Source organism: bacterium (genome assembly GCA_040754625.1).
In the GTDB taxonomy this organism is placed as follows: Bacteria; JACRDZ01; JAQUKH01; order JAQUKH01; family JAQUKH01; genus JAQUKH01.
This window is the reverse complement of sequence record JBFMCF010000038.1, coordinates 1-8,537: the sequence shown is the minus strand read 5'-3', so window position 1 is coordinate 8,537 and position 8,537 is coordinate 1. Positions and strand designations below refer to the sequence as shown.

The 8,537-nt window shown below is 40.7% G+C and carries 7 protein-coding genes and 1 tRNA gene; 3 read left to right on the top strand and 5 right to left on the bottom strand.

The window, feature by feature from the left end; translation table 11 throughout:
• Window positions 1–185: 185 nt before the first annotated feature.
• Window positions 186–1,997, top strand: a complete 1,812-nt coding sequence (locus AB1498_03035) for an HD-GYP domain-containing protein (protein MEW6087255.1) — start codon at window positions 186–188, stop codon at window positions 1,995–1,997.
• 15 nt (window positions 1,998–2,012) lie between these two features.
• Here the strand turns inward: AB1498_03035 and ruvC are convergent, their stop codons facing one another.
• From ruvC to fusA, 3 genes are read right to left on the bottom strand one after another with little or no spacing between them, the layout of a single operon-like run.
• Window positions 2,013–2,492, bottom strand: a complete 480-nt coding sequence (ruvC, locus tag AB1498_03030; GenBank protein ID MEW6087254.1) for a crossover junction endodeoxyribonuclease RuvC — start codon at window positions 2,490–2,492, stop codon at window positions 2,013–2,015.
• 2 nt (window positions 2,493–2,494) lie between these two features.
• Complete coding sequence (locus AB1498_03025) at window positions 2,495–3,244, bottom strand: YebC/PmpR family DNA-binding transcriptional regulator (protein MEW6087253.1); 750 nt, start codon at window positions 3,242–3,244, stop codon at window positions 2,495–2,497.
• Between the two features lie 38 nt (window positions 3,245–3,282).
• Window positions 3,283–5,373, bottom strand: a complete 2,091-nt coding sequence (fusA, locus tag AB1498_03020) for an elongation factor G (protein MEW6087252.1) — start codon at window positions 5,371–5,373, stop codon at window positions 3,283–3,285.
• Window positions 5,374–5,558: 185 nt separating this feature from the next.
• On the opposite strand from fusA, the gene AB1498_03015 reads away from it, so the two are divergent.
• Together AB1498_03015 and AB1498_03010 are read left to right on the top strand one after the other, a co-directional pair.
• Window positions 5,559–5,645, top strand: a tRNA-Leu gene (locus AB1498_03015).
• Window positions 5,646–5,717: 72 nt separating this feature from the next.
• The gene (locus AB1498_03010; GenBank protein ID MEW6087251.1) at window positions 5,718–6,137 is read left to right on the top strand and encodes a four helix bundle protein; all 420 of its coding nucleotides are present in this window, start codon (window positions 5,718–5,720) and stop codon (window positions 6,135–6,137) included.
• Between the two features lie 46 nt (window positions 6,138–6,183).
• Here AB1498_03010 and AB1498_03005 read toward each other — a convergent pair whose 3' ends face one another.
• Together AB1498_03005 and AB1498_03000 are read right to left on the bottom strand one after the other, a co-directional pair.
• The gene (locus AB1498_03005) at window positions 6,184–6,762 is read right to left on the bottom strand and encodes a plasmid pRiA4b ORF-3 family protein (GenBank protein ID MEW6087250.1); all 579 of its coding nucleotides are present in this window, start codon (window positions 6,760–6,762) and stop codon (window positions 6,184–6,186) included.
• A 717-nt stretch (window positions 6,763–7,479) separates the two neighbouring features.
• Window positions 7,480–7,953 carry an ATP-binding protein gene (locus tag AB1498_03000; protein ID MEW6087249.1) on the bottom strand — a complete coding sequence of 158 codons (474 nt, stop codon included), beginning with the start codon at window positions 7,951–7,953 and terminating at the stop codon, window positions 7,480–7,482.
• Window positions 7,954–8,537: the final 584 nt, after the last annotated feature.

Genomic DNA, 8,537 nt, shown 5'->3' with positions numbered 1-8,537 from the left:
GTCGATACTTTTTTGGGAACTTTGTTCCTAATAGCTTTCATGCCGGTCTCCTTTATAACACACTATAAAAGATTCGGCTGAAAGCTATTTTTTTATATACTTTTTTTTAAATTTGCCAAACTCAAGCACATAATTTAACATTTATGGCTCAATTTCAGGCATTGATTTTCCGATACATTTTCTCAATGAACAAATACAGTGAATTTATATTGGATTTGCTCGCCCAGTTCGGCGGGGGCCGCGGTGATATAAAAAATGAACTGGCGCGTTTCGGCCTCGGCGCGACACTATGGGGAATACTTTTCGCGGCTTCATGGATGAGGCGGAAACGCAGCCCCTATCGCGAGGAAAAGTTTATAGTATGGGGTTTCGGGATTGGCTTTTTGCGCGAAGTATTCATGTTTGCTGTTTTTTCCCTTGTCCTCCTGGAAATTGTTTCATTTGATTCACTGCACATATATTTCCCGCCGCTGGAGCACGCTCTCGTGATGGCCGCCGTCATTATTATCGCGGGCGCTTACTGGCGGTTTATCCTCAAGGACATCGATAATTCACGCAGATATATTCAAACCGGCATCGGCGCGAGCGTTTTGTGTTTTATCGCCACGGCTTTCTGGTGGGCCCCGTACGTTTCCACCCATCCATCAATAAGATTCGGGGAAACATGGGCTGACTGGGCATTCAGGCTGGCTACCATCGCGTTTCTAATCGTCCCGATTATTTTTCTTTTAAAGAAACGTTCCTGGGCGGGGAACATTGTCGTGATATCCCTTGCAATGTTTTTATCAGATGAACTTTTGATGATGATAAACCTCGTAAGCGGCGACGTCTATAAAAACATATTCGGGCCCATCCGCCACAACCTTCATTTATGGGCTGTTATTCCGCTTGTTTACGTGTATGTCAAGGAATTGGTTATTGAAAGGGAAACCGCTGAAAATAAAATAATAGAGGAAAATGAAATATCAACAGCCCTTTTAAAAACTTTTGATATACTGAACTCCAGCCTTGATATAAAACAGATCGTCAATAATGTTATCGTGGTCGCCCCGAAATACCTGAAATTCGACAGGCTCATCATATTTCTATACGGCCAGGGCACAAATGAGATAATCTGTTCATATTCTTACGGTTTCGACCAGGAGGAAAAAACACTCGCTGAAATATCATTTAAAAATAATGGTATCCTGGCTAAATTAGACGCGGGGCATGTAATTGTAAACGATATTAATAAATATAAGTTGTTCTCAGAGAATTTCGCGAACGCGTTGAATATCCACGACGCGGTCATGATGCCGATTATTATCAGCGGGAAATTGGAAGCCCTGCTCATCGGGGGATATAAAAACACCCGGATGATAAGCACATATGATTTATCCTTTGTAAAAGGATTATCAAACGGTGTGGGTATCGCAATGAAAAACGCTGTCCTTTTCCTGGAGCTCCAACAGTTATTAACAAATACAATCACGTCCTTCGCGCTGGTAATTGACGCAAAATCCCACTGGACAAGAGGCCATACGCAGAGGGTCACAAATTACGCGACTTCTATCGGCGCGAAGATGGGCCTCAATGGAGATGAACTGGAAACTCTATGGCTCGGGGGACTGCTTCATGATATAGGGAAAATAGGGACCCCGGACACAATCCTCGACAAATCGGACAAATTGACGGACGCGGAGTTTGAAATTGTCAAAAAACATCCGGTCCAGGGTTCTTCCATTCTTGCATCCATAAAACAGTTTAAAAACATTACCTCTATTATAAGGCATCACCATGAAAGATACGACGGCAAAGGTTATCCTGACGGCCTTAAAGGAAAAGAAATTCCCCTGCTCGCGCGGATATTATGCGTCGCGGACGTTTATGACGCCATAACAGAAGAAAGACCTTACCGGAAAGCAATGAATAAAGAAGCCGCGATTGAAGAACTTAAAAGGTGTTCCGGCACGCAATTAGACCCGCAGGTGGTCGAGACATTTTTACAGGTGATTTGATTAAAAAATCCAGTCCTAATTTACTGCCTGCTGGGAATGCAGACAGCAGATAGCCACAGCTAAAGCGTCGGAAGAGTCTTCGGAGGTTATGGGTTCGTATAAATTTAAAAGTTTTTTCACCATAAAATTCACCTGCTGTTTTTCAGCCCTGCCATACCCTACAAGCGCCTGTTTTACCTCAAGCGGCGTATATTCAAAAATCCTGCCGCCCGCGTTTAAACCTGCCGCCATGGCGGCGCCCCTCGCATGCCCAAGCAGAAGGGCCGATTTGATATTTTTGTTCAAAAATATCTGTTCTATCGCGATAACATCCGGGCTGTAAACCTTAATTAATTCAAAGACCCCGTCATATATTTTTTTTATACGTTTAGCCAGGTTTTCCCCTGACCTCTGGTTAATACAGCCGTAAACAACCTTTTCAAGCTTGTCACCTTTTTTATCAACTATTCCATAACCCAGATGAAGTAATCCGGGATCAATCCCTAAAGCCCTCATTTTCACCCTGTTATTTTTTCTATTATGGATTCATCGATATCAAAATTAGCATATACATTCTGTACATCGTCATGCTCTTCCAGAGCCTCAATTAACTTTAAAACCTTTTCCGCATCTCTATCTTCGACTTTGATACTACTGCTTGGTACCATTGATACCGCGGCGGAATCCGGCTCTATTCCTTTTTTTACAAGCGCGTCTTTTACAATATGAAGGTTCTCGGGTTTCGTGATTATTTCAAAATTAGCGCCCTGGTCGGTAATGTCTTCAGCGCCCGCGTCTAAAACAATTTCCATCAACTGGTCCTCCGAGGCCTTTTTTTTATCAACTATTATCAGGCCCTTTTTGTGGAACATCCAGTTAACACAGCCGACCTCTCCCATATTACCGTTATATTTAGAAAATATATTTCTTATCTCAGCCGCGGTGCGGTTTTTATTGTCCGTAACTACGTCCAGCATAATCGCGACACCGGACGGGCCATACCCTTCGTAATTCATTTCTTCATAATTAACGCCAGGGAGTTCGCCGGTACCTCTCTGGACGGCCTTTTTTAACGTATCACCCGGCATATTCGCTTCTTTGGCGGCCTGCATCGCTGTCCTTAAACGGGCGTTGCTGTTCGGATCGCCTCCTCCTGAACGCGCCGCTACTGTTAATTCACGGATTATCTTCGTAAACAGTTTACCCCTCTGGGCGTCTGCTTTTGCCTTCTTGTGTTTAATACTGTGCCACTTTGAATGACCTGACATTGAACATTCCTCCTTTAGACTTATTAGAGCTTAGGCTCTTAACTTTTTGCTTTCTCTTCCTTTTCTTTTTTTGCCTCATTGATAATTTTATCTTTAAGATGGGCCGGCACTTCTTCATAATGCGAGAATTGCATATGATAATTTCCCCGGCCGCCTGTAATCGACTTTAAATCAGGGGCATACCTTAACATCTCAGCCATTGGAACTTCCGCCTTGATTACTGAACTGTCTTTGGAAGGCTCCACGCCGTGGACCCTTCCCCGGCGTGAATTCAAATCTCCCATAATATCGCCAACGCACTCCTCGGGGACTATAACTTCCATATTCATAATAGGTTCCAGGATAACGGGCTTTGCCTGCTCCATGGCTTTTTTGAATGCCATCGAACCTGCTATTTTAAACGCCATTTCTGAAGAATCCACATCATGATAAGAACCGTCATAAACAGAAACTCTCACGTCAACTACAGGATAACCCGCGAGGATCCCTTCATTCATCGATTCAATAACACCTTTTTCGACCGCCGGGATATACTGCCGGGGAATAACACCGCCCACTATTCTGTTGTTAAATTCAAACCCCTTCCCCCGCGGCATCGGTTCTAATTCCAGCCATGCGTCGCCGTATTGGCCTCGCCCGCCGGACTGCCGTTTATATTTTCCCTGCGCCTGGAATTTAGCCTTAATGGTCTCTTTATATGGTATGTGGGGAGGTTTCAATAAGACCTCAACTCCAAATTTTCTTTTAAGTTTTTCAATATCGATTTCTATTTCCAACTGTCCCGCCCCGCCCAGAATACTTTCCTTGGTCTGTGGGTCCCATGAAAATTTCAGGCTCGGGTCCTCTTCAATCAATTTAGCTATTGAAGAACTCATTTTTTCTTCATCCGCCCTGGATTTAGGCTCAATCGCGAAAAATATCGCGGGATCAGGCGCTTTCTCAGAAGGCAATATTATAGGATGTTTTTCATCACAAAGTGTCTGCCCCGTAAATGTCTTTTTCAGTTTTGTCACGCCTCCAATATCCCCCGCTATAATCTTTGAAACCGCATAAGCATTTTTGCCGACATAAAAACAAACATGCCCAAGCCTTTCCTTCTGGTTTTCAGCCGGGTTATAAACCATGGAGTCAGAATTTGCCGTTCCTGAAAATACGCGAAAAAGGCTTACATGGCCTGAATGCGGATCAACCAGTGTTTTAAACACAAACGCGGAAAAAGGCGCCGAATCAGCCTGTTCCCGTTCCTCCAAAGCTCCTGTGCTGTTTGTTCCTGTAATTTTTTTTCTGAAAGCGGGGCATGGCAGCAGACCGGCTATTGTATCAAAAAGATGGGCGACACCAATGTTCCTTAATGCCGAGCCGCAGACAATCGGAACAATTTTTTGCCCGGTCACTGCTTTTATTAAAGCGGATTTCATCTCATCGTCGGATATTTCGCCTTTTTCCAAATATTTCTCCAGAAGAACATCGTCTGTTTCCGCTATTTTTTCAATCAGCAATTCCCTGTATTTTTTTACTTCATTTTTTAAATTATCAGGGACTGGTATCTCTTTAAACGTCCCGCTTTCATCATTTGTATATTCATATGCCTTGTTTTTTATCAAATCCACAAGGCCTGAAAATTTGGATTCGGAACCTACCGGCATCTGAACAGGTATTGAAGAATTAAATTTTTTCATTATCTCTTCAGAAACCTTAAAAAAATCCGCCCTTTCCTTTTCAAGCTTGTTGATAAAAAATATCCCGGGCAATTTATGTTCCTGGCTCAAATTCCAAACATTCTGGGTCTGGACCTTGACACCCGATACCCCGTCCACAACAATAACAATATTATCAACAGCCAGGAGCGCGAATTTTGTATCGGTAAAAAAATTAGCGTCACCAGGCGTATCAATAATATTTATTTTTGTTCCCTTCCAATCACAGAACGCGAGGACTGAATTTATTGAAATCTTCCTTTCTATTTCATTTTCATCATAATCTGTCGTGGTAGTCCCCTGGTCAACACGCCCCAGGCGGGTTACAGCCTTCGCTGTAAAAAGCAACGCCTCTGTCAAAGATGTTTTGCCGGTCCCTCCATGCCCGGCTATACCAATATTACGGATGTCGTTTATAGTATACTCCTTCATAAAGGCCCTCCTTATGTTAAGTTAATTTTACAATATTTCTTCTTTTATTTAAAGAGATTTTTTCAATAAACTCATTTTAAAAATATTTATGGGAAAAATTCGGTTGACTTTAACCTAAAAATATGTAAAATAATTGATTAATAAAAACGGGCACAGCAAGCTGTGCCCCTGCAATAATTCCAAACGCCGGAGTGGTGAAACTGGTAGACGCAGAGGACTCAAAATCCTCCGGGCGCAAGCTCATGTCGGTTCGATTCCGACCTCCGGCACCAAAAATTTTCGCAAGCGGAAATTTTGTGTAATTAGTAATTTGTATTTTGTAATTTGCGCAAGGTATGGATTGATTGTATTTAGGAGCAAGAGCGAAAATTTTTGCCCTAACTACAAATTACACACACAAACGACAATCTTTTATGTTCGATTTTGAAAACTTGGAAGTCTACAAGAAATCAAAAGAAGCCAATAAAGAAATTTTACGCTTCCTCAAAAACAATAAACAGATCGACCGCTATCTTAAAGATCAATTACGGAGAGCCTCAATAAGCATCGTCATAAATATTGCGGAAGGAAGCGGCCGATTCTCCAAAGCGGATAAGAGAAACTTCTATATTATTGTCAGAGGTTCAGTTTATGAATGTGTTTCTTTGCTGGAAATAATTTTAGAGGAAAAACAATTAACAGAAGAAATATTTAAAAATTTATATCATAAATATGAAGTAATTTCAAAAATGCTTTTGGGATTGATAAATAGTCAAAAGGTTTGATGGTTTTATCTTTTCCTGTTTATCGGATGAATAAATTCAGGTTATTTCAATCATCCAACTCTATGCAACCATAATCTCTTCGCTTCAACAATTTATTGATTTCATCCAAATTAAAATATTCGGGATCAAACTCATCCCCCAGCCATTCCATCATTTCCTCGTATTCGTCGTTGCCGGGGTTTTTAATTATTTCTAATATCTCCGCGTATCTATGAATTCCGCCGCAGTCATCCGGTGGACAGTGTCCCATCCCATCAATACATTTTGGATAATAAACTTTTTTCTCTACGGGTAAAATCTTTTCCAATAAAATGGTATGCCGCCAAAAATCTCCGAAATCATAATCGTATATAAACTGCTCATTCTCCCTAGTGATTAAACTGTCCAGTTTGACTGAAGAATAATCGGTGATCCTATTTTCATCTTCAAATTCATCATTCTCCGGCAGGCCGTAAATCCTTCCATTAATATCAAACTCGTGTAAATGCGAATTAGTCCAGCCCATCACTGTCTGGATAATCTTATGTAAGTCGGGCAACAATATGTCGGATTTTATAAGAATCCGTCTCCAGATAGGCGGGTTGCTGTCATTTAAAGTAATTTTTAATTGATAAATATTGGCCATGGTTTATCCTTACAAAAAACTTTGGTTATAAAGTTAATTAATCCGAGTATCTACGTCCATCTTGCGTCAACTTATATTTGGGATATTTATTAACGATTCCATCCTAAACCCCTTTTGTCCCCTATAAACAGGATTCAATATATAATAAACTCCTTTCCCGGTTCTACCTTATAAATCGTTACCTAAATCGTTACCTTTTTACTCTATAAATTACCGTTCTTCCTTGTACCTTCTTTCAATAAGATACCTTTGGCAACTAAATTTTTCAATTCCAAAAAGGCGGTTTTATTCAAAACCTTATTTCAATTCACCCTTTGCGCTCACCTTGCGCTTTCAAAATACCTATATCAACAAAATCTTGCAAATCCCGGTAACTAATATTTCTATTAGTGCCAATAAAAAATTTCTGTAAATCCGAAAGATTTATTATCAGACAAACATCCGACCCCTTTAGTGCTCTTATGTTCCTTTATGTCCCATTTATGTGCACAAAAAGTGCCTCTGCTGGTAACTCCGTTTTAAAAAACTCCTAATCACTATAATCACCAACCAATGTCGTGTTTGGCGTGTTTATGGCGTTAATAATTCGGCCAAGGTAAGAAACCCCAGCCCCTTTAGTGCCCCTTAAAACATAATAGGTACCAAACCCCGAAAGCCCAATCGCCAACTAATCGCCACAATCGCCAACTAAACGCCAACTAATCGCCACTTTGCAGCTTATATTATATAACTCAGGCTACGGCCTCTACCCTGCGTTCTGAATATTTTTTTCTTTAAAAGCGTTTCCAGATCACGCCTTGCACCCTCATCGGAAACATTGTTTAACTGTCTATATTCGCAGTTTGTAATTTTGCCTTTTTCCTTAACATACTGAATAGCTTTAATCTGACGTTCATTTAAACCCATCTTGGCCAAAACATTTTCCGTATAGATATCCCTGGGAAGAATCGTTCTAAACTCAACATTCCTTATCAAAACAAACTCCGGCTCAGGTGATCCCTGCACCTTACACTGCTTAATCATCTCTAACGTTCCTGACCCTGCTCTTTGAATATAATCAGCAAGATAAAGCGTATTTGTAAGGAGCAGATTAGCCGGAAACGATGTATGTGGTTTTCTAAGATCTTCAACACTCAACTCCGGCGGAAGACTGCCGGAATTCCATATCTCAACACGGTCAGTAAAAACCATAACCTGAACCCCTGAAGTTACATTATAGTTTCTATGGACAACTGCATTGACTATCGCTTCATGAATCGCGAAGACCGGAATTTCAAAAGGCCGTTTAAACTGCGGTGTATCTTCCTGCTGTACAACCGCCTGTTTAATGACATCCAGTACAAAACCAACCGCCTTATCTACCTGTTCAAATAAGTTACCGTCATAAATTTTATATGATGGAAATGGCTTAGCAACTTCAGTACCCGATAACTGAAGACATTTAACTTCAGCTTGTAGAAAAAACTTATGAGGATTTTTACCAAAAAGTAAAACTGCAGCATTTGTTAATTTACCGTTATGTAGCAGGTTAAGATGTGTAAGGACAATAGTTATTGTACTCGGAAAACAACGGATACCGGATATTGATTTATGGAGGTAGGATTATTTTAAATAAATATATGAAGAGATGATTCAAATAGTTAATATCACTAGTGTAGTGTCGCATAAATAACTTTACTTATACTAAAATATAATGTATAATGGTTTCATGTGCAGGATAGCTGAAACTATAGTTTTGACAGAAAAAGAACAGGCAACAATAAACGCATGGGTAA

Bases quoted from the DNA above. Each gene is read 5' to 3' on its own strand.
- AB1498_03035 (MEW6087255.1), top strand. From the start codon at position 186: ATGAACAAATACAGTGAATTTATATTGGATTTGCTCGCCCAGTTCGGC.
- AB1498_03025 (MEW6087253.1), bottom strand. From the start codon at position 3,244: ATGTCAGGTCATTCAAAGTGGCACAGTATTAAACACAAGAAGGCAAAA.
- fusA (MEW6087252.1), bottom strand. From the start codon at position 5,373: ATGAAGGAGTATACTATAAACGACATCCGTAATATTGGTATAGCCGGG.
- AB1498_03005 (MEW6087250.1), bottom strand. From the start codon at position 6,762: ATGGCCAATATTTATCAATTAAAAATTACTTTAAATGACAGCAACCCG.
- AB1498_03000 (MEW6087249.1), bottom strand. From the start codon at position 7,953: ATGGTTTTTACTGACCGTGTTGAGATATGGAATTCCGGCAGTCTTCCG.
- ruvC (MEW6087254.1), bottom strand. From the start codon at position 2,492: ATGAGGGCTTTAGGGATTGATCCCGGATTACTTCATCTGGGTTATGGA.